Below are 21,005 nucleotides of genomic sequence, written 5' to 3'. Positions count from 1 at the left end.
CGCATGACCGGACGGCCGCTCGCCCGGCCGCCTGTCGCTCACCCGGCACCCGACACTCGTTCGCGCACCTACGATTCCACCCGCCCCGCACGGCGCCGGAGGCCGCGCGGGACGAGCAGCGGCTCGAGCGCGTCGAACCCGCTCTGGACGAGCAGCGCGAGCGCGGCCGCCGGGATCGCACCCTCGAGGATGAGCGGCACCGACGCGAGCCGGATCCCCGTGAGGATCGGCTGGCCGTAGCCGCCAGCGCCGGCGAGCGCGCCGAGCGTCGCGGTGCCCACCGCGATCACCGCCGCCGTCTTCACGCCGGCCAGGATCGCGGGCGCGGCGAGCGGAAGCTCCACGAGCCGGAGCCGCGCCGCCGGCGGGAGGCCGATCGCGCGCGCCGAGTCGGTCAGCTCGGGCGGGATGCCCGTGAGGCCCGCGTGCGTGTTCCGCACGATGGGCAGCAGCCCGTAGAGGAAGAGCGCGGCGATCGCGGGGCCCGCCCCGATCCCGAGCAGCGGGATCATGAAGACGAGGAGCGCGAGCGAGGGGATCGTCTGGACGACGCCCACGAGGGCGAGGACGCCGCGCCCGATCCGCGGCCGCCGCGCGGCCAGGACGCCGAGCGGGACGCCGAGGAGGATGGCGCCCGCGAGCGCGGTCGCGACGAGCGCGAGGTGCTCGCGGGTCCGGGCGAGGATCCGCTGCCACCGGTACTCCGGCGGGACCTCGGGCGCGAGCCCGAGCGCCGCGCGCAGGAAGCCGGCGGCGGCGGCGTCCGGCGCGGCGCCGTCGATCCGCACCCGCGCGTTCAGGTCGATCATGGCGGAGGCGCCGATGCGCCCCTCGAGCCGGCGGAGCGCCGGGAGCGCGGCCGGCGCGCGGGCCTCGAGATCCAGCCGGTACACGTAGACGGCGCGGTACTCCGGGAAGACGTGGAGGTCGTCCTCGAGCACCGCGAGGCCGTAGCGCCCGATCTCCGCGTCCGTCGAGTAGACATCGGTGACGTCGATCTCGCCCGCCGCGAGCGCCGGGTACGCCAGGTCGTGCGCGAGCCCGCGGACGTCGCGCTGCGGGAGCCGGTACCGCGCGCGGAGCGCGGGCCAGCCGTCCTTGCGGTCCATGAACTCGCTCGTGAAGCCGATCCGGAGCGCCGGCAGGCGCGCGAGGTCCGAGACGCGCCGCACGCCGAGCCGGTCGGCCACGTCCCGCCGCATCGCGAGCGCGTACGTGTCCTCGAAGCCGAGCGAGCGCGTGATCCCCACGCCCCGCGGGGCGAGCGCGGCCCGGAGCGCCTCCTCGTCCGGGCGGACCGCGCCGCCGAGGATCTCCTCCGAGATCGTGCCGGTGTAGTCGGGGTAGACGTCGAGGTCGCCGCGGAGGAGCGCCTCCCAGAGGATGCGCGTACCGCCCAGCGCGCGGCGGTGCTCCGCCGGCACGCCCCCCGCCGCGAGCGCCTGCGTCGCCATCGCGCCGAGGATCTCGGACTCGGTGAACTCCTTCGAGCCGACGCGCACCGGCGCCGGCGCGCCCAGCGCGAGCGCGGCGGTGAGCGCGACGGCGGCCGCGCCGATCACGAGCCCTCCGGCGGGACGGGCAGCGCACGGTGCGCGTGCACGAAGCGCGACACGTACGGCTCCGCGGGCGCCCGGACCAGGTCCTCGAGGGTGCCGTCCTGCACGATCCGCCCGTCGCGGAGGACGACGAGGCGGGGCGCCAGGTACGCGGCCTCGGCGAGGTCGTGGGTCACGAGCACGACGGTCCTCCCGAGGGCGCGGAACGCGGCGCGCAGGTCGTCCTGCAGCTCGGCCCGGGTGATCGGGTCGAGCGCGCCGAGCGGCTCGTCGAGGAGCAGCACCTCCGGGTCGAGGAAGAGCGCGCGCATGAGGCTCACGCGCTGCGCCTGGCCGCCGGACAGCTCGGACGGGAACCGCTCGAGCGCGCCGGCCGGCAGCCGCGCCAGGGCCGCGAGCGCCTCGAGCCGCGCCCGGACGCGCGCGCGGTCCCACCCGAGGTGCCGCGCGACGAGCGCCGCGTTCGCGGCCGCGGTGAGGTGCGGGAAGAGGCCGCCGCCCTGGACCACGTAGCCGAACCGGCGGCGGACCGCGGGGTCGTCCCGGAGCGGCGCGCCGGCGAGGAGGACCGTCCCCGCCTCGGGCGCGAGCAGCCCGAGGAGCAGCTTCAGCACCGTGGACTTGCCCCCGCCGCTCGGGCCGATGAGCGCGACCACCTCGCCGGCGCCGATCGCGAGCTCGAGCGGTCCGGCGGCGAGCGCTCCGCCGTAGCGTTTCTCGACACCGCGGAGCTCGAGCATCGGCGGGCTCACGATTCGTCACATCCCGACGACGCCCCGTGGCTCGACACCCCCGGAGGTGCGCGTCGCGCCCACACCGTCGCCGCGGGCGTTTTCTTGCGATCGCGTGCAGGCGACCGACGATATCGCTCGATGTCGATCCGCCGGTCGCTCCTCGCCGCCTCCGCCGCCGTGCTCGCCGCCTGCGCCCAGCCGGCGGCGCACCGCCTCGGCGCGTCGGCGCGCCTCGCGCGGTTCCCGCCGCGGCCGCCCGCGGCGCGGGCGCCGTTCCAGCCGCCGCGGGGCGACGCGATCTTCGCGAACGCGGTGCACGTGCTCGCCGACGCGGGGTACGCGGTCGACAGCTGCGACGCCGACCTCGGCGCGGTCGCCACCGAGCGCGTCGAGCTCGACGTCCCCTGCTTCGGCGGGACCTGCCTCGCGCGCGACACGGTGAAGGTGAAGCTCGGGTACAAGATGGCGAAGGTGATCGTCGTGCGCGAGCTCTGGGACTGGAGCCTCAAGGAGTGGGCGCCGATCCAGGACGAGGATCTCCGGGACGGCGTGACGGAGGAGGAGACGGCGCTCCTCGCCCGCATCATGGACGTCCCGCGGCCCACCCTGAACGGCCCCGAGCGGTTCGGCGACCCGTGCCGGCCCGGGCCGTGCGCGGTCGGCGTCTGCATCGGCCTCGCGCCCGTGGCCGCGCCCTAGCGCTGCCCGCGCCGCGCGCGGTAGCGGCGGAGCAGCGCGTTCGTGGACGAGTCGTGCGCGAGCGCCGGCTCCGCGGCGCTCTCCAGCTCGGCGACGATCCGCGTCGCGAGCACCTTCCCGAGCTCGACGCCCCACTGATCGAACGAGTCGACGTCCCAGATGACGCCCTGGGTGAACACGGCGTGCTCGTAGAGCGCGACGAGGGCGCCGAGCGTCGCCGGCTCGAGCCGATCGGCGAGGATCGTGGACGACGGCCGGTTCCCGGGGAACGTGCGGTGCGGGACGAGCCGCTCCGGCGTCCCCTCCGCACGCACCTCGTCGGCGGTCTTCCCGAACGCGAGCGCCTCGCCCTGCGCGAGGAGGTTCGCCACGAGGAGGTCGTGGTGCCTGCCGAGCGGGTTCAGCGTCCGGCAGAACCCGATGAAGTCGCACGGCACGAGGTGCGTGCCCTGGTGGAGCAGCTGGTAGAACGAGTGCTGGCCGTTGGTCCCCGGCTCCCCCCAGTAGATGGCGCCCGTCGAGTAGTCCGCGATCGGCGCGCCCGCGACGCTCACGCGCTTGCCGTTCGACTCCATCGTGAGCTGCTGCAGGTACGCGGGGAACCGCTTCAGGTACTGGTCGTACGGGAGCACCGCCACGGTGACGGCGCCCAGGAAGTCGGTGTTCCAGACGCCGAGCAGCCCGACCAGCACCGGCAGGTTCCGGTCGAGCGGCGCCGTCCGGAAGTGCTCGTCCATCGCCCGGAACCCGCCGAGCAGCTCGCGGAAGCCCTCGGGGCCGATCGCGATCATGGTCGAGAGCCCGATGGCCGAGTCCATGGAGTAGCGGCCACCGACCCAGTCCCAGAACCCGAACATGTTCGCCGGGTCGATCCCGAACTTCCGCACCTCCCCCTCGTTCGTGGAGACGGCGACGAAGTGGCGCGCCACCGCGCGCTCGTCCCCGAGCGCGGCGAGGACCCACGCGCGCGCGGACGCGGCGTTCGTCATCGTCTCGAGCGTCGTGAACGTCTTCGACGACACGACGAAGAGGGTCTCGGCGGGGTCGAGATCACGGGTCGCCTCGGCGAGGTCGGTGCCGTCGACGTTCGAGACGAAGCGGAAGACGAGGTCGCGGGCGGCGTAGTGGCGGAGCGCCTCGTACGCCATCACCGGGCCGAGGTCGGACCCGCCGATGCCCACGTTCACCACGTTGCGGATGCGCTTGCCGGTGAAGCCCGTCCACGCGCCGCTCCGGACGCGCGCGGCGAAGTCGCTCATCCGGTCGAGGACCGCGTGGACCTCCGGGACGACGTCCTTCCCGTCGACGAGGATCCGCGCCGAGCGCGGCGCCCGCAGCGCCACGTGCAGCACCGCCCGCCCCTCGGTGACGTTGATCTTCTCGCCCGAGAGCATCGCGTCGCGGCGCGCGGCGACCCCCCGCTCCTCGGCGAGGCGGACGAGGAGGCGCATCGTCTCGTCCGTGACGCGCTGCTTCGAGTAGTCGAGGTACAGGCCGGCGCCCTCGGCGACGAGCCGCTCGCCGCGGCCCGGATCGCGCGCGAACAGGTCGCGGAGGTGCGCCGTGCCGGTCGCGTGGCAGTGGGCCGCGAGCGCCGTCCAGGCGGGCGTGCGGGTGAGCCAGGTCGGTTCGATGGCCATGGCGACGCTCTTTATCCCACCGTGACGGCGGTCGCACGCACCGTCGCGAAGGCTCGGGCGGGGTGCCGCGCGAGGCTACGCGCCCCACTCCAGCCCGAAGCGCGCCGCGGCGGCGTCCCAGGTGCGGACGTGGTCGTCGAACCAGGCCGGGTGGACGTCCGCGAGGAAGGTGCGGAGCGCCTCCGCGTCGCCGGTCTCGCGGAACCGGCGCTCCTGGGAGTCGAGCGCCTCGAGCACGCGCTCGTGCTCGACCCGGTGCGCGGCGTGCTCCGGGTAGGCCGCGGCCTGGGTGGCGGCGTCCTCGCGCTCGAAGTGCGCCCGCGTGTGGGCGTACAGCGCGTCGAGCGCGTCGATCACCGCGGCCGCGTCCGCCTCCCCGGCGAGGTGCCGGTCGACGATGGCCGCCGCGGCGTTCAGGAGCCGCGCCTCCTCGGCGTGGTCCGCGTTGATGGTCGGCAGCACGACCTTCGGGATCTGGCTCTCGTCGATGATGGGCATGGGCCCTCCGCGCACCGAGGGTCCTAACCGACGGGCACAGGGACCGCCGTGGCGGGGGACGGCGCCCCGACCGGGCCTGGCGTGCGCACCCGCCCGCGCGCGGATGAGACCTACTGGAAGCGGAACCCGTTCCGGTGGGAGTGGCAGGTGAGGCAGTTCGTGCCGGCGTGCGCGTTCCCGACACCGCGACCGGAGCCGTCGTTCCGGAAGATGGGGTTCTGCGCCTCCCACGCTCCGGTTCCGGTCGTCCCCTTGTACCCGCCCGCCACGAGCGTGAGGGCGCCGGTCGTCGTGTTGATCGTCGCGATGCGCGTCCACGCGGCCGCGTTCGTGCCGTCCGGCGCGGTGGTCCGGCGGACCTCCCATCCGGCGGCGAGCCCGGTGAGCGTGCCGCCCGTGATGCTCGCGGCGGTCGACCCCGTGGTGAAGGAGCTCGTGGTCCCGGTGGTCGGAGCGCTGTGGCGGGTCCTCGTGTGACAGGCCTCGCAGATGCCGGCACCGGGCGTGTCGGAGCGCGCGAGACCGAAGCTCTCGAACCCGCCCGTGATGGAGCGGAGATCGATGTCCTTCACGCCGGACGCGGGCGTCGTGACCGACGGGCTCACGAGCGTCACGTTCGACGTCCGGTGTGGCTGGTGACAGGTGAGGCACGTCCACGTGGTACCCCAGGTTCCGTACTTCGTGCTCGTCGTCGCGCTCGAGTGGAGGAGCGTGCCCGGGTGACACGCCTCGCACGTCTCCGCGGGCGCGCGGCGGAGCAGGTTCCCGTCGCCCGCCCCGCCCGCACGATCGTCGTGCGTCGTCGAGCTCGAGTCCGCGTAGTGGACGCCGTGGCAGCTCATGCAGACCACGTTGCCGGCCGTCGCGCTCGTGCCGGACGCGCCAGCGAGGAGGACGTCGTTCGACCGGTTCCCGTCCGCGTCGATCTCGTACTCGTCGCCGAACCGGACGACGCTCGCGAGCGCCGCGGTCCATCCCAGCTGCGCGCCGGAGACCGACGCGATGACGCGCGTCTGGCCGACGTTCGCACCCGACGTGAGCCGCACCACCTGCCCGATGACCGTGCTCGTGTAGCTCTTCCCGCTCGCGACGAGCGTCGTGGACGACCCGCCTGCCGCGACGCCGCCGTCGCCCGCGACCTGCGCCACGGTCCCGCCGGGCTCGACGGGCACCGCGCGGGTGTTCACGTTCGCGAGCGGGACGCCCACGGCGTGGCTGAGGGTCTTGCCCGCGACGTACGTGCCCGCGCCGGACGCGCCGGTGTACGCCGCGACGAGCGTGAGGCTCGTGTTCGTGTTCACGCTCTTCACCACCGCCCAGGCGCTCGCGGGATCGGACAGGCGCTTGATGCGCCAGCCCGGCTGGACGTTGCCCACGAACGTCGTGCCGGTCCCCGTCACGGTCGTCCCCGAGAAGCTCGCGGTGCCGCTCGTGTAGTAGGTGCCGGTCATCGCGCTCGCCTGCGCCCACGGGGCGTGGCAGTCGACGCACAGCGCGTTCGAAGCATTGGCCGAGCGCAGGAAGTGACGGCCGCCGCCCGCCGCGGGCGCCGCGACGTCGAACGGCGCCGCAGCCTGCGAGTGCTCGTCGTGGCACGCCGAGCACTGCAGCTTCTGCCCGGCGGCGAGGTGCGGCGCGATCGCGGAGGACGGGAGCACCGCTCCATGGACCGGATTCACCGCGAGCGCGTCCCAGCGGTGAGAGGTGCCTCCGGTCCCGGGCGTCGCCTGGTCCGTGTCGTTCCAGGTCTGGAGCGCGACGTTCGCGGTGGACGCATGGCACGACTTGCAGAGGAGCGCGTTCGTCGCCTCCGCGGTGAGGGTCGCTCCCGTCGCCGAGTGCAGCACGTGGCAGTCGCGGCACGTCCTGGGCAGGTTCGCGTCGTCGTGCGGCGAGTCCGACGGGCGCGCCGGCGCCGCGGCGATCGCCGCGGCCACCGCGGCGATCCGGAGAAGGCTCGTGCGCGTCATCGGTGGCTCCCCTCGCTCCCGTCCAGCGGCCGGTGGATTCCTCGCCTGCGGTCCAGCGCGCGATCCGATGCGTCGGCTGGCTCGAGCACCTCGATCCTCACCGTCGCCGGCGCGCTCCGGACGGGGCCGTCCTCGACCTCGAGCTGGAAGACGTAAGTCCCAGGCTGCGCGGCGCGGAACGCAGGGCGCGCCCCATCGCGTTCGTCGAGGGCGACCCACGGGCCGTCGAGCTGGCGCCAGCGGTGGCGCAGCGCGCCCGCTGCGACCCCACGGCTCGCCGAGCCGTCGAGGACCACGCGGTCGCCCTGCCGCGCCGTCGCGCCGGCCCGGGCGACCGCGGTCGGCAGCGGCGCGCCCGCGGCCGCGTTCACTCGGAGCCGGACCGGGACCCCCGGGCCCGCGTCGTCCTCGACGGAGAGCTCGAGAACGAAGCTGCCCGGCTCGAACGCGACGAAGGTCGCCGCGGCGCGGTCCGCGTCGGTGAGGCCGCCGGCGGGTCCCGCGACCTGCCGCCACGCGAAGCGCCCCGCCGGCCCCGTCACGCTCGCGGCACCGTCGAGGACGACGGGCTCGCCGACCTGCGCCGCCCGGACCGGCGCGATGCGCGCCTCTGGCAGCGCGCGGCCGGGCGCCGAGACGTAGACGTCGACGCGACCGGCCGGGAACACCCCCCAGGGGCCGTCGAGCCGGACCTCGAAGGCGTAGCGGCCGGGCGTCGATGGCACGGCGCGCGCGACCGGGCGCGCCTCCCCCTCGAGCGAGGCCGGCGGCCCGTCCACCTGCCGCCAGGCGAAGGCGTGCCCGAGCGCGACGCTCGCCGAGGCGTCGAGCCTCACGGCCTCGCCGGCAACGCCGGTGACCGGCGAGACCGCGAGCGCGGTCGGCACCGTCCCGCTCGGCGGGACCCCCACGACCTGCACCGGCGCGGTCGCGGCGCCGCCCTGCCCGTCGTTCGCCTCGAGCTCCAGCTCGACGAGGCCGCGGCGCGCCCGGAACGTCGAGAGCGGCCCGGTGACGTCACCCATCACCGGGAAGCCGAGCGTCTGGGCCCAGGACAGGGAGACCGGATCGCCGTTCGGGTCGCGCGTCGCGCTCCCGTCGAGGAGCACGTCCTCACCATAGGAGACGACGAGCCGGTCCGGATCGGGCCGCGGCGGGACGTTTCGGACGCGCGCGACGAGCACGGCGGGAGCGGACGTCACCACGCCGCACGTCGCGACGCCCTCGAACCGGTACTCGCCGGCGGCGCGCGCGACGAACCTGGGCGCGAGCGAGGCGGCCCCGCGGAGGGCGACGGCGGCCCCCGACACCTGCCGCCAGCGGACGTCGCACGGGATCGCGGTGCGCAGGCCGGCGCCGAGGCGGAGGAGCCCCGGAGCGCCCTCGACGGGCGCGCCGGCGATCAGCTCGGGCCGATCCACGATCAGCGGATCGAGGCCGGCCGCGAGCTCGGCGCCGTCGGAGAGCCCGTCGCCGTCGGTGTCCGCGCGGCGCGGGTCGGTCGCAGCGAGGTACTCCTGCCGCGCGGTGAGCCCGTCACCATCCTGATCCAGGTCGGCGTCCGATGCGGCGTCCGGATCGAGGCCGTTCGCGAGCTCCCACGCGTCCGGCAGACCGTCGCAGTCGCGATCGCCGGCGCACGCGCCCGTTCCGCCCGCGACGGCGAAGACCTCGACGCGGCCGTTCTGCGTGTTCGTGACGAGCACCCGCCCGCGGGGATCGACCGCCACGTCCAGCGGCACGTCGAGCGCGCCCACGCCGCGACCGTGCGCGCCGAGGGTGCCGAGGGGGGTGCCCGCGGCGTCGAGCGCCACGACCTGCGACTGGAACGTGTCCACGACGTACAGGGTGCCGTCGGCGCCGACCGCGACTCCGCCGGGCCGGACCAGGCCCGCGGCCGCGCCGTCCACGACGACCCCGGCGTCCGCGCCGTCGAGCCCGAGCACGCGGACGCGCGCGCCCTGCGCGTCGGAGACGTAGACGCGACCGGCAGCGACGTCGATGGCGATCCCGGCGGGCCGCCCGCCGATGGCGACCGAGCCGGCCCGGGTGCCGTCTGCCTCGTACATCCGCACCGTCCCGGTCGAAGCGTCGCCCACGTAGATCCGGCCGGTGACCGGGTGGACCGCGATCGCGACCGGCGCGCGGAGCTCGCCCTCGCCGGCGCCGAGGGCGCCGACGCGGCGGCCGCCGGGCAGGTACACGTCCACGGCACCCGCGTCGAGATCGCCGACGTACACGAGACCACCCGGCGAGAGCGCGATCCCCCCCGGCGTTCCCTCGACCGGCAGCGTCCGCGCGCGGGCGCCGTCCGCGGAGATGACGACCACCACGCGCCGCCGCGGGTCGACGACCCACGTCTCGCCTCCAGAACCCGCAGCGACGCGCGCCGGGAACGGTGCAGCCGCCGCGGCGAGCGGCGCGAGGGGGTCCGCCCAGCGCACGGCGACGTCCACGCTCCGCGAGGCGGTGCGCCCGAGGGCGTCCGTCACCGCGAGCCGGATCGTGAAGGTGCCCGCGGTCCGCGGCGCGGTCCAGCGCGCGAGGGGTCCGTCGCCGGCGACCGTACCGCCGGTCGCGGTCCACGCGTACGCGAGGCCGTCGCCGTGCCCGGCCGCGGACAGCGTGACCGTCTCGCCGACCCGGACCGAGGTGGCGCTCGCGTCGAGCGCGTCCACGCCGGGCGGGTTCGTCACCGCGACCGTGTCCACGGTCAGCGCCTTCGAACCGGTCGCGGCCGCGCCGAACGTCCCGCCCGTGTCCGTCGCGGTGCACGTGACCGTGTACGTCCCGGGCGCCGGGGTCGACCAGTCGACCGCCGCCGTAGCCGTCGCCGTGGGCCCCGGGAAAGAGACGGTCTGCGAGGCGCTCCCCGCGAGGCCGCCGCCGCTCACGTCGATGCGCAGGCTCGCGATCCCCGCGTCGTCGGTCGCCGAGCAGGAGACCGTCGCATTCGCGGACGCAGGCAGCGGCGTCGGAGAGACGGACAGCGCCGTCACGGCCGGCGGCGAGTTGCCGAGCCCCATCGCCGCGACCGTGGCGGGAAAGCTCCCGGCGGTGAGCGCGAGCGCCGCAAGGACGAGCAGCGTGTGGACGGGCGGTACCAGTTGCATGACGACCCCTTGGGCGATGACCCGAAAGGGCCCGGATGCAAGCCTCGCGCCGGCCAGGCGCCAGCCCGCCTCCGGCTCCGGAAGCACAACCTCCGCAAAGAAGAAGGGATTTGGGCCGACCCGACATCCGCGCCCGGACGCAGAGTGGCCTCTACACCCGAAGATGCGTGACTTGGCGCACATGGGGACCTGCCCGGACCGGCACAGCGCCGCCGGCGGCACAGCGCCGGCCCCGGCGCCGGCGGGCCTGTCACCGTGGCCCTATCCACCCGCGGCTACCGCGGGTCCTCGGTCAGCGAGTTCGAGTCGGCGTTGTGCGGGGCGTGGCACGTGAGGCACCGCACCTGGTTCGCCGAGTCGAGCACGAGCTTGTTCGTCACGAGGGGATCCGCGCCGTCGCCGCCCTGGGGCGCGCCGTTCACGTCGAGCGGCTGCGGGACGCCGCCCGCGACGCGATCGTGATCCTGCCGGAACGTGACGCCGGGCCCGGACGGATGGCTGTACGCGATCCCGGTGCTCGCGGCGCAGCTGTCGCCGCCCCCGGTGGTCGCCGCCGCGGAGCCCTCGACGCACGCCGCGGTCTGGACGCGGTCGCGGTGGCAGTCCTCGCACATCGCGCTGTCCAGGTTCGACACGCGCAGGAACGGGTAGGCCACCGTGAAGGTGCTCCACTGATCGGCGGGCGGGCCCGCGCTGAACGTCCCCGAGAACGTGACCGTCACCGCCGCGCCCTGCTCGTCCGTGTCGAGGATCACCGGACTCGCCGTGCTGGCCGGGGCGGACCAGGTGCGGCCGTTGTCGGACGACACGACGTACGTCGCCGATCCTGCGACGCCGCCGGTCGCGATCCGGACGAGGTACCCGCGCGGCTGCGCGCCGGACCGCGTCGCCGTCGGCGCGCTCACGCTGGTCAGCGTGAGCGTCCCGGTGCCCGCCCCCGCCGACCGCGAGAGGGTGGAGCCGACGGCGAGCTTCCCCCCGGCGGTGAACACGTGCTGCGTCGCGCCGCGCGCGGTCGCGAGCGCACGGCCGTGCTCGTCGTGGCACACCGAGCAGGTGATGCGCCCCGAGTCGATGCGCTTCGCCATCTCGGCGTCGAGCGGCGGCTTCGCGCCGTGCAGCGTGCTCGACGCCATCGCGTCCCAGCGGTGCGACCGCCCGCCCGCGCCCGGGACCGCCTGGTAAGCCGCCGTCCACGGGAACCCGAGGCGCATGCCGACGTTCGGCTGGTCGTGGCAGCTGAAGCAGACGTTCGCGTTGCCGAACACGGTGAGCAGCGTCCCGCCCGGCGCGGAGTGCGTCACGTGGCACAGCGTGCAGGTGACCGCCGGCGACCCCGACGCGTCGTGCGGCGCGTCGAGCGCGCGCCCGGGGGCGGCCAGGAGGAGCGCGACGGCCGCGACGGCGACCGCGGCGGTGGAGCGGCGGTTCATGGCGTGACGCTCCCGTCGGAGAACACGAGGACGCTCACCGTCGCGGGCGCGCCACGGATCCCGCCGCGGTCCACCTCGAGCTCGAACACGTACAGGCCTGCGCTGCGCGGGGTGAAGGTGGCCTTCTGCGCGGTCGCGCCGTCGAGCGCCACCCAGGGGCCGCCGACCTGCGTCCAGCGGTACTTCACCGCCGGACCGCCGCTGCCGCTCGCGTCGAGGGTCACCAGCGCCCCGGCCCAGGCCGTCCCCGGCCCCGCGGCGACCGCGACCGGCGGGGCGCGACCGGGAGCCGAGGCGAGCACCGTCACCGTCGCCGGCAGGCTCACCGCCTCGCCCTCCGCGACCACGAGCTCGAAGGCATGGATCCCCGGCTCGAACGGCACCGCCGAGGCGATCGGGCGATCCGCGTCCGTCAGGCCGGCCGCCGGCCCCTGGCGCTGGCGCCACCGGTGCGCGAGGACCCCGCCGCCGGCTGCGGCGCTCCGCGAGCCGTCGAGGAGGATCGGCTCTCCCACCGGGACCGTCGCGGGCACGGGCGCCACGCGCGCGAGCGGCAGCGCCTCCCCCGCCGAGACGTAGACGTCGACGCGCGCGGGAGGCGAGCGGAGCGGGCCGGCGGTCACGGTCGCCTCGAAGGCGTAGTGTCCGGGCCGCGCCGCGAAGAAGGTCGGCCGCGAGCCGTCCGCGGCGTCGAGGACCACCGCCGCACCGTCCACCTGGGCCCAGGACCACGAGAGCGCGCCAGCGGGCCCGGTGCTCCCGGTCGCGTCGAGCGCGATGGCCTCGCCGACCGGCCCAGTGACCGGGGTCGAGACGATCGCCGTCGGCGTCTCGGCCGTGCGGCTCAGGACGAGGAGCGGGACCTCACGGCTGGCCGAGGCGCCGCCCGGATCGACCGCCGTGAGCTGGAGCTCGAAGAACCCCGGCTGCCGGGGTCGCAGGGGGAGCACCGGGCCGCGAGCCGAGGTCGACAGCGGCGGCCCGAGGGTCTGGTCCCACTCGAAGCGGAGCTCGTCCCCGTTCGCGTCGGAGGAGCCGCGGCCGTCGAGGGCGACGCGGTCGCCGTCCGCCACGACCAGCATGCGGCCGGGATCCGGGCGCGGCGGGACGTTCCGGATGGTCGCCTCGAGCACCGCCGGCGCGGTCTGCACGCCACCACAGGTCGCGACGCCCTCGAGCTGGTAGCGCCCGGCCGTCCGCCCGACGAAGGACGGCGTGAGCCCGCCGGCGCCCCGGAGCAGGACCGGAGGCCCGAGCCGCTGCCGCCACACGACGGTGCATCCGGCCGGCCCGCTGAGGGTCGCCGTGAAGCGCACGAGGCCCGGATCGCTCTCCTTCGGGCCTGGCACGACCAGCGTGGGACGGTGGTCGCTGGGATCGAGCGGGTTCGAGCCGGCCGCGATCTCCGCGCCGTCCGGCACGCCGTCGCCATCCGAGTCGGGGTCGTCGGGGTTGGTGCCGAGCAGGTACTCGGCGAGGTCGGTGAGGCCGTCGTGATCGACGTCGAGGAGGGCGTCCCCCGCCCAGCTCGGGTCGAGCCCGTGGAGCAGCTCCCACACGTCCGGCATCCCGTCGCAGTCGGAGTCGCCCGGACACGTGGGGAGCGGCGCGCCGGTGCCGTAGCGCTCGAGGCGGCCCGCGCCCTGGTTCAGGACCACCACGTCGGAGCCGGGGAGGACCGCGACGTCGGCGGGCTGCTGCAGCTGGCCGGGCGCCGTGCCGAACGAGCCGAGCGTCGCGACGGGTACGCCGGCGGCGGTCACCACCTGGACGTGTCCCTGGAAGACGTCGGCGACGTAGACCTGGCCCGCCCCGTCGACGGCGAGGCCGCCCGTCCGCGTGACCTGGCCGGCGCCGCCGCCGAACCCGACGATGCTCCGGACGTACGCGCCCCCGAGCGTGAACGCGTGCACGAGCGGACCGGACTCGTTCGAGAGGAGGGCGACCCAGACCGTCCCGTGGGCCGCGTCCACGGCGAGCGCGGCCGGGGCGACCAGCGGCGTCGCGCCCGCGGTGGTGAGCACGGCCGCGACCGAGCCGTCCGGCCGGAGGGCCCGGACGCGGTTCAGCTCGCGCTCGGCGGTCCAGACGACGCCGGTCGAGGGATCGCAGGCGAGCGCGACCGCGACGGCGCCGAGAGCCTGCGCGCGCAGGATCCGGCCCGTCCCGGGGTCGAGGGCGAGGAGCCGGCCGTCCGCCAGCGAAACGAACAGCTCGTCGGCGCCGAACGCGACGGCGACGGGGCGCCCCGGCAGCGGGTACGCGCCCATGGGATCCCCACGCCGCGACACCGCGAGGAGCTGCCCCTTCATCGCGTCCACGACGTACAGCTCGCCGGAGGGCGAGACGGCGAGCCGCTGGGGCGCGCCGGGCGTCGCGGCGAGGCTTCCCTCGTAGCCGGCGAGCACCACGGGCAGCGTGATCGTGGCCGCGGCGCCGAGGCCCGTCGTCGACGAGACCGTCACCGTCGCGACGTAGGTCCCCGGCGACGCCGGCGCGGTCCACGTCGCCGTCGGTCCCACCGCCTGGATCGTGCCCGCCGTGGCGGTCCACGCGTAGCTCAGGGTCCCGCCGGCGGGGTCGTGCGCCTCGACGGACAGCGCCGCGCGCGCCCCGGGGAAGAGGTCGGCCGAGGGACCCGTCACGCGATCCACGACCGGCGGCGGCGTCGACACGACCGTCGTGACCGCGACCGTGAACGGGGCGCTCCACGCGTTCGCGCCGCCGAAGCCCCCGGTGTCGTCGTCCAGCGCCTCGCACGTCACGGAGACCGCGCCCGGGCCGGGCGTCGTCCAGGTGATGGCGCCGGTCGCGGGGCTCGCCGGCGTCACGTCCACCGTGGCCACGGTGCCGCCCCCCGGGAGCGTGCCGCCGCTCACGGTGAAGCGGAACTGCCGCACGTGTCCCGAGTCGGTCTCGTGCGCCGCGCACCGGATGGACGTGACGGCCGTGGCGGGCACCGGATCCGTTCCGAACGAGACGGAGTCGACCACCGGGGCGCTGTTGCCGCCGAGCCCCATGCCGGCCTTCGCCGGCATCGCGAGCGCGCCAGCGAACACGGCCAGCGCGACGCGGAGGTGGCGTTGGAGGTCCACGCCACCTGCGGCTGCAAGCTGCGGGCCCCGCCCGCCGTTGCGACCGCCGTTCAAGGCCTCGTTTCGTCAGCGTTATCTCGTAGCCGACGGCGGTCCCCGCCCTGGCGAGTGGGCCAATTCTCGCATCCTCGACGGCGGGTCCGTGTCCCACGACCACGCAGACCCACCCACACGCCTCGCGGTCACGCCCGGGCCGGCGCGGCTCCGGGCGGCGGCACCGGCGCGCGCGCCGGCGTCCTCGCCGCGACCGCGTCCCGCGCCTCGGTGAGCCTCGCGAGCGAGAAGGCGCTCACGGCCATCACCAGGTCGCGCACCGCGATGTCGAGATGCCTCCCGGTCACGAGCTCGAGCGCGATCGCGACGAGCCAGATCGCCACGATGTACGCGCCGATCCGGGTGTATCGCGACAGCACGATGATCCCGGCGACGATCTCGATCACCCCGACGACCTTCATGAACAGGCCGGGGCTCACCGGCAGCAGCGATCGGGCGAGCGGCGACAGATACGCCTGCCAGTCGGCCAGGAACCCGACGAACTTGTCGAGCCCCGCCACGATCGGGACGACCCCGAAGACGATCTTCAGCAGCAACCACGTCGACTGCACGCGACGGTCCATTTCGCTACCTCCTCCATGAGTTGGATGCCCGGGCGGCCGGACGGTGACCGTCCGTCACCCCGGCCCACCTCGCGCATCGGACGGAGGAGACATGGAGCGGATCGCCGCCACCGAGCTCGCGCTGGACCCCCGGCTTCTCGACGAGGAGGTCGTGCGCCGCGTCCGCGCCGGCGAGACCGCCCTGTACGAGGTCCTGATGCGGCGTCACAACCGGGCCGTGTATCGAGCCGTGCGGGCCATCCTCCGCGACGAGGCGGAGGTCGAGGACGTGATGCAGCAGGCCTACCTCAGGGCGTACTCACGGCTCGATCAGTTCCGGGGCGAGGCGCGGTTCTCGACCTGGATGATCTCGATCGCGCTGAACGAGGCGCGCGGCCGCCTGCGGAGGCGCGCGACGGAGGCGACCCTGGACGACGGCACCGAAGGCGACGCGACGGCCCCCGGCTTCTCCGAGACCCTGCCCTCCGACCCCGAGCAGCAGGCGTCGGCGCTGGAGCTGGCCTCCATCACGGAGCGCGCCGTCGACCGGCTGCCCTCCGATCTGCGGACGGTCTTCATGCTCCGGACGATCGAGGGGCTCGACACGGCGGACGCCGCCGAGGCCCTCGGCGTCTCCGAGGACGTCGTGAAGACGCGCCTGCACCGGGCGCGCGCGCACCTCCGCGCGGCGCTCGCCGACGCGGTGGAGCAGTCCGCGCCCGTGGCGTTCCCGTTCCCGGCGCGGCGGTGCAACCGCGTCGTCGCCGCGGTGCTCGCGGCGATCGAGGCGACGCGGCACTGATGCACGGCAGCGTCATCCGTTCGCCCTGAGCCTGCCGAAGGGCGGCTCGCCGCGCCCGTTCGTGGCTCGACAGGCTCACCGCGAACGGTACTCGCGATGAGAGGCTTCGGGCCTCAGGCCTGCCGCCGGTCCGTCCGCCCCGTTCCGGACGCCGCCACGGGACCCGCCTTCACGAGCCGCCCCATGAGGTTGCCGAGCAGCTCCTCGCGGCCGACGACGGAGACGACCCGCTCGTACAGCCACGGGAACGCCTTGAGCGGACCCGGGAAGTAGGCGGCGAACTCGCCGAACCGCTCGCTGTACCGGAACTCGGCGTCCGCGAAGCCGACTTCGCGCGCGAGCGCCGAGATCTCGCTGGGGTGGTTCAGGAGGTAGACCGCCGGGTAGTGGTAGGCCTGCGCACCGGCGGGCGTCATCACGAGCCGGAGCACCCGCTCCTGCAGGTGCAGGTGCCCGAGGAGCCGCGAGATGGCGGCGAAGTAGTGCTGCCCGTTCGGCGTGATGAAGAAGAACGAGCCGCCCGGGCGGAGAGCGCGGTGGACCGCCTCGAGGAACGGCCGCGGCGCCTGGACGTGCTCGGCGACGTACACGCTGTAGATGCAGTCGAAGCTCTCGGGCGGGAGATCCGCCCGCTCCATCGTCGCCGGGTACCGGCGCGAGACGAACGGGTTGCGGATGAGCTTCCGCTCGTCGGGGTCGACGCCCGCCAGGAACCCGGCGTGCGCCGCGATGCGCCGCACCTGCGGGCAGAAGCTGCCGTCGTTCGCGCCGACGTCGAGGAACGCCCCGCCGCCCGGCGCGGTCTCGAGGATCCAGTCCACCAGGAGATCCGTCCGGTCTGCGTAGTCGTTGAGGCGCATCCCGGCGGGCCGGGAGGACGGGGCCGGCGCCGCGGCACCGAGCGAGGCGGCGGACGTTCGCGGCGGCACCGCGGTGTTGCGCGACGCCACGACGTTGCGGCGCGCCTCCGCGGGAGCGTGCGCGCCGGGCATCCCGAGTTCATCGAGCATGCCGCGAACGCTGCGCCGCGGACGCGGGAGCGGCCAGCCTCTCCGTGAGGCGGCGCTCCGCTCGGTCGAGGCGTGGGGCCTCGCGGGTCGACCGCCTTCTCGGGCGCGAGCCGTGGACGCGAGCCGATGCCGCGATCACGCCTGCGCTTCGTGATTTTTTCGATCGCCTCGTCGTCCGCTTGGCTGGCGTCCTCCAGGGCGCCTTGCGCGTCGTCGGGGATCCGTCCGGGCGGGCGAGGGCTCGCACGATGACGCCCCGCGCTAACAGTGAAAATTCGACCGGTTGCACTTCGTGTGGTCGGACGCGCCCCGGTGTGGGCCGCACGTCCACTGTGTAGACGAGCCGCTCCGCGCATGAGCGCGCGTCGGGTGGACGCGCATGCCGGCGTCCACCTACCCACCAGCCCTGGAGGAATTCGGTCGCTTGGCGCTCCGTTCCCCGAACGCGACCCTGGAGGGGGAGCACAGGAGCGACCTGGTGAAGAGCCTTCTTGCCGTGCTTGCGGCAATCGCCGCATTCCAGCCCATGGCCGCATCGGCGGTGGACGTCTGGGTGACCCACTCGACCGAGAAGATCAAGGCGAGCGCGACCGCGCGCACGACCGCGGCGGCGAAGATCTCCGCCGCTCGGAACGAGTTCGAGGCGTTCCAGGTGGTCGTCACCGGGAGTGCGTCGAACGTGAGCGCGACGGTGTCGGACCTGACCGGGCCGGGGAAGATCACCGGCGTGCGCCTCTACCGGGAGGCGCTCATGAACGTCACGACCCCCTCCGGCCTCGACGGGACCACCGGCCAGATCCCCGACGGCCTCGTCCCGGACGTGGACGAGATCTTCGGCGAGCACCGGAACGCGTTCCCGTTCACGGTCCCCGCCGGGGAGAGCCGCGCGGTCTGGGTCGAGGTGCTCGTCCCGCCGGACGCGACCCCGGGTGACTACAGCGGCACGGTCAACGTGACCTGGGACGGCGGCTCGAAGGCCGTCCCGGTGACGCTCACCGTGTGGCCGTTCACCCTCCCCTCCACCGCGTCGCTCAAGACCGCGTTCGGCTTCACCTGGGGCGCGCTCAACGTCGCGGACGGCGTCTCGTCCTCCGACGACGTCGCGGCGCTCCGGGCGATCTACGACCGCTTCGCCCTCGACCACCGCCTCACGCTCTCGCACATCGACGACGGCGCCGGGGACGACATGACGCACTTCGCGTCCTACTACGGCCCGTCCATCGACGGGACGGCGGCGACGCGCCTCCCGGGCGCGAAGATGACGGCCGTCGAGGCGATGGGGAACCTCGGGACGTGGTCGCCGTTCTTCGCGCAGAAGGGCTGGTCCGACCGCCTCTTCCAGTACACCTGTGACGAGCCGCCGCTCACCTGCGCGTGGTCCGACATCCCGACCCGTGCAGCGACCGCGCGCGCCGCGAGCCCCGCCGTCCGCACGCTCGTGACGACGACGATCGCGGAGGCGCAGAGCCAGGGCGTCCTCTCGTCCATCGACATCCTCGTCCCGGTGATCAACTACCTCGACGACAAGGCGGGCAGCGAGTTCACCGGCGAGCAGCGCGGCAACTACGACGCGTGGCTCGCGGGCTCGAGCAAGCGCGAGGTCTGGACGTACCAGAGCTGCATGAGCCACGGCTGCGGCGGAAGCGTGAACTTCGGCAACCCGAGCGCGTCGGACTACTACTACACGGGCTGGCCGAGCTACGCGATCGACGCGTCCGCCATCCGGAACCGCGCGATGGAGTGGCTGTCCTTCCGGTACCGCGTCTCCGGCGAGCTGTACTACGAGACCGTCGAGGCCTACCGCGCCGATCCGTGGAGCAACCAGTGGGGGTTCGGCGGGAACGGCGACGGCACCCTCTTCTACCCGGGCACGACGGCGCGCATCGGCGGCTCGCACGACGTCCCGGTCGCGTCCATCCGCCTCAAGATGCTCCGCGAGGGCATGGAGGACTACGAGTACCTGAAGCTCCTCTCCGACCTCGGCGACGAGGCGGACGCGCGCGCCATCGCGGCGAAGCTGTTCCCGCAGGCCTACCAGACCGAGCAGTCGGCCGACGATCTCTTCGCGGCGCGCGCGCAGCTCGCGTCCCTGATCGTGCAGCGCACCGGCGGCGCGGTTCCGCCGGTCGGCACGCCCGGCGGCGGGACCGGCCCTGGCGGCACGACGGGCGGCGGCACGACGGGAGGAGGGACCACCGGCGGCACGACGGACGGCGGCGTGACCGGCGGCGGCGCCGGGCTGCAGCAGGCGGGTGCGAGCGGGTGCGGCTCCGCGGGCGGGTTCGGCATCGCCGCCGCGCTCGGGCTGACCGGCGCGCTCCGGCTTCGCCGGCGGCGCCGGGGCTAGCTCGGAGCCCCTCGACGTCGAGGCAATGGAGGCCCCGGCCGCGCTCGCGGCCGGGGCCTTCGTTCGTCTGGCGCGCTCTACGGGAGGGCCCGGATCGCGGCCGCGCCGCCGTCCGTCGCGACGTGGAGCGTCGGCGGGCTCGCCATGCGATCCAGCTCCAGCGACTCGATCTGATCGCTCGGGATGAGCCCCCCGGACGCGCGCACCGGCGTCGACGTGTTCGTCGCCGGGTCCCACAGCACCAGGCCGCCGTAGAAGCTCGCGATCGCGAGCCGGCCGTCCTGGAGGCAGACGAGATCCTTCACGGCCGGATCCGGCAGCCCGAGCGCGGTCGCGAGGTAGTAGCTGAAGCCCTTCCCGTCCTCGTAGGACGCGATCGTGTACGGCACGCCGTCCGAGACGCCGAGGCTCCCGAACCAGACCTTGCCGTCGGGGCAGACGGACACCGCGGAGAGGAAGACGTCGTGCCCCTCCAGCGCGACCTCGAACACCGGCGGGTTGTTCGAGCCTGGGCCGCCGTAGGGATCGCCGAACGCGTGCTTGTACGCCTTGCCGGCGCGCTGCCACCAGGTCGTCGGATCCGCGGCCCACGTGATGAGGCCCGCGCTCCACTTCCCGGCGTGCCACATGTCGCCGTTCGCGTCGATGGCGAGTCCGCGCCACTCGCCCATGCGCTGGTTCGCGTCGGTGTTGTCGCATGGCTTCTCGAAGCAGACGCGCGCGTGCAGGTGATCGCCCATCCACTCGGAGTACGCCGTGTCCCACCACTCGCCGGGGTTCGGCATCCGGAACTTGTCCGGGAAGAGGATCGTCACGCCGTGCTCGTTCGCGGCGTAGAGCGTCTTCCCGTGCACGAGGTGGTCGTAGGCGAGCCGGTAGACGTACCGGTCGTGCCAGTACTGCCCGCCGTGCAGGTTCGCGACGAGGTCCATCCGGTCGACCTGGATGGTGCCGTCGGGGTTCAGCTTCACGCGGTCGATCTTGCCGGTGTGCTTGAGCGGGTCGCACCAGTCGGCGCCGTTGCCGTCGTTGTTGCAGTCGATGGGATCGGTGCGCGCGCCTGCGTAGCCGACGAAGACCTCGTCCTTCTCGCCCCCCGCGAGGGCGGTGATGCCGGGATCGACCGCGCCGCCCCACATCTCGTTCGCCGCGCACCGCTTGTCGACCGGGATCTGCCGGTCGTTGCAGTAGTGGGCCGGGTTGCCGACGACGTGGAGGCCGTCCTTCGCGTCGAACCGCTTGAACGTCGTGTCCCCCGGGCGGAGCAGGTACAGCGCGTCCGGGGTCGCGACCCAGCGGTTCTGCCCCTCGTCCGTGCTCATCGCGACGACGGGGGACTCGAGGATGCCGTCCTTCTGGCCGTAGATCACGTTGGCGACCGGCCAGGGTCCCTGCGTCCCGAACTTGAAGCCGGGGTCCACCGGAGGAGGTGGTGGTGGTGGCTGCGGCTGAGGTTGCGGCTGCGGCTGCGGTTGCGGTTGAGGCTGCGGCTGCGGCTGCGTCACCGGC

The 21,005-nt window shown here is 74.7% G+C and carries 14 protein-coding genes; 3 read left to right on the top strand and 11 right to left on the bottom strand.

Annotated elements, in window-relative coordinates; all coding sequences use genetic code 11:
• Window positions 1-68 precede the first annotated feature (68 nt).
• Together AMOR_RS21515 and AMOR_RS21510 are read right to left on the bottom strand one after the other, a co-directional pair.
• Window positions 69-1,559 carry a glycine betaine ABC transporter substrate-binding protein gene (locus tag AMOR_RS21515; RefSeq protein ID WP_248362582.1) on the bottom strand — a complete coding sequence of 497 codons (1,491 nt, stop codon included), beginning with the start codon at window positions 1,557-1,559 and terminating at the stop codon, window positions 69-71.
• Window positions 1,559-2,299: an ATP-binding cassette domain-containing protein gene (locus AMOR_RS21510; RefSeq protein ID WP_248362580.1), complete on the bottom strand. Its 741-nt coding sequence runs from the start codon at window positions 2,297-2,299 to the stop codon at window positions 1,559-1,561. Before AMOR_RS21510 ends, AMOR_RS21515 begins: the two co-directional genes overlap by 1 nt.
• 132 nt (window positions 2,300-2,431) lie before the next feature.
• Here AMOR_RS21510 and AMOR_RS21505 point away from each other — a divergent pair, with 132 nt between their 5' ends.
• The gene (locus tag AMOR_RS21505) at window positions 2,432-2,992 is read left to right on the top strand and encodes a hypothetical protein (RefSeq protein WP_248353931.1); all 561 of its coding nucleotides are present in this window, start codon (window positions 2,432-2,434) and stop codon (window positions 2,990-2,992) included.
• On the opposite strand, the gene pgi is transcribed toward AMOR_RS21505, so the two are convergent.
• From pgi to AMOR_RS21470, 7 genes are all read right to left on the bottom strand, one after another.
• Entirely contained in the window at window positions 2,989-4,632 is a 1,644-nt protein-coding gene (pgi, locus tag AMOR_RS21500; RefSeq protein WP_248353929.1) for a glucose-6-phosphate isomerase, read from the bottom strand. The two genes, AMOR_RS21505 and pgi, sit on opposite strands and share 4 nt — an antisense overlap.
• Window positions 4,633-4,707: 75 nt before the next feature.
• A complete protein-coding gene (locus AMOR_RS21495) occupies window positions 4,708-5,130 on the bottom strand; it encodes a bacteriohemerythrin (protein ID WP_248353927.1) in 423 nt (140 codons plus the stop codon).
• Between the two features lie 110 nt (window positions 5,131-5,240).
• Window positions 5,241-7,100, bottom strand: coding sequence for a cytochrome c3 family protein (locus AMOR_RS21490; RefSeq protein WP_248353924.1), 1,860 nt, complete (start codon window positions 7,098-7,100; stop codon window positions 5,241-5,243).
• Window positions 7,097-10,213: an NHL repeat-containing protein gene (locus AMOR_RS21485; protein WP_248353923.1), complete on the bottom strand. Its 3,117-nt coding sequence runs from the start codon at window positions 10,211-10,213 to the stop codon at window positions 7,097-7,099. Before AMOR_RS21485 ends, AMOR_RS21490 begins: the two co-directional genes overlap by 4 nt.
• Before the next feature lie 275 nt (window positions 10,214-10,488).
• On the bottom strand, window positions 10,489-11,646 hold the full coding sequence (locus tag AMOR_RS21480) for a cytochrome c3 family protein (protein ID WP_248353921.1): 1,158 nt from the start codon (window positions 11,644-11,646) through the stop codon (window positions 10,489-10,491).
• Complete coding sequence (locus AMOR_RS29690) at window positions 11,643-14,741, bottom strand: PKD domain-containing protein (protein ID WP_263009828.1); 3,099 nt, start codon at window positions 14,739-14,741, stop codon at window positions 11,643-11,645. The genes AMOR_RS21480 and AMOR_RS29690 overlap by 4 nt, the downstream gene beginning before the upstream one ends.
• Before the next feature lie 182 nt (window positions 14,742-14,923).
• Window positions 14,924-15,358: a DoxX family membrane protein gene (locus AMOR_RS21470; protein ID WP_248353919.1), complete on the bottom strand. Its 435-nt coding sequence runs from the start codon at window positions 15,356-15,358 to the stop codon at window positions 14,924-14,926.
• Between the two features lie 91 nt (window positions 15,359-15,449).
• On the opposite strand from AMOR_RS21470, the gene AMOR_RS21465 reads away from it, so the two are divergent.
• Window positions 15,450-16,139 carry an RNA polymerase sigma factor gene (locus AMOR_RS21465; RefSeq protein ID WP_248353917.1) on the top strand — a complete coding sequence of 230 codons (690 nt, stop codon included), beginning with the start codon at window positions 15,450-15,452 and terminating at the stop codon, window positions 16,137-16,139.
• A gap of 113 nt (window positions 16,140-16,252) precedes the next feature.
• Here the strand turns inward: AMOR_RS21465 and AMOR_RS21460 are convergent, their stop codons facing one another.
• Complete coding sequence (locus tag AMOR_RS21460) at window positions 16,253-17,149, bottom strand: class I SAM-dependent methyltransferase (protein ID WP_248353914.1); 897 nt, start codon at window positions 17,147-17,149, stop codon at window positions 16,253-16,255.
• Window positions 17,150-17,573: 424 nt separating this feature from the next.
• On the opposite strand from AMOR_RS21460, the gene AMOR_RS21455 reads away from it, so the two are divergent.
• On the top strand, window positions 17,574-19,496 hold the full coding sequence (locus tag AMOR_RS21455) for a DUF4091 domain-containing protein (protein ID WP_248353912.1): 1,923 nt from the start codon (window positions 17,574-17,576) through the stop codon (window positions 19,494-19,496).
• Window positions 19,497-19,573: 77 nt separating this feature from the next.
• Here the strand turns inward: AMOR_RS21455 and AMOR_RS21450 are convergent, their stop codons facing one another.
• Window positions 19,574-20,917, bottom strand: coding sequence for a ligand-binding sensor domain-containing protein (locus AMOR_RS21450; RefSeq protein ID WP_248353910.1), 1,344 nt, complete (start codon window positions 20,915-20,917; stop codon window positions 19,574-19,576).
• Window positions 20,918-21,005 lie beyond the last annotated feature (88 nt).

Source organism: Anaeromyxobacter oryzae (genome assembly GCF_023169945.1).
Lineage (GTDB): Bacteria > Myxococcota > Myxococcia > Myxococcales > Anaeromyxobacteraceae > Anaeromyxobacter > Anaeromyxobacter oryzae.
This window is presented reverse-complemented; position numbering and strand designations above follow the sequence as displayed.